Source organism: Bradyrhizobium sp. CCBAU 45384 (assembly GCF_028128665.1).
Lineage (GTDB): Bacteria > Pseudomonadota > Alphaproteobacteria > Rhizobiales > Xanthobacteraceae > Bradyrhizobium > Bradyrhizobium manausense.
The window spans coordinates 1-488 of record NZ_LBIZ01000025.1; the positions used below are offsets into that span (position 1 = coordinate 1).

Here is a 488-nt window from a genome sequence, read left to right on the forward strand (position 1 = left end):
ACGGCGGCAGCTACACGGTTTCCGCCAGCGTCTCCGACGTCGCCGGCAACCCGGCTTCGGCCACCCACGGCATCTCGGTCGACACCACCGTGCCGACGATTGCGATCACGAGCCCGATAGCGAGCGACAACACCATCAACAAGACTGAGGCGGCGGCTGGCCTCACAATCAGTGGCACGGCCTCCGACGGCGGTTCCGGCGTGAACGGCCAGGTTGCGACGATCACGATCGTCGATGCCTCAAACAACGTGAAGGACACCTATACGTCGACAGTGTCGAGCGGGGCCTGGTCGGTCAACGTCAGTGCGACCGATGCACAGGCATTGGCCGACGGCAGCTACACGGTCAAGGCCAATGTCGCGGACGCCGCAGGCAACGCCGCGACGACGGCGACCCAGGCGATCACGGTCGATAAGACCGCGCCGACGATCAGCAGCGAAGCGATCACCAGCGCGACGGGGATCCAGAACAACTATCTGAACGCCGGC

At 65.0% G+C, this 488-nt stretch carries 1 protein-coding gene; it reads left to right on the top strand.

The features are described from left to right. Nucleotides 1-488, top strand: a 488-nt coding sequence (locus XH80_RS02835) for an Ig-like domain-containing protein (RefSeq protein ID WP_271597241.1), incomplete at both ends; no start/stop codon positions are given.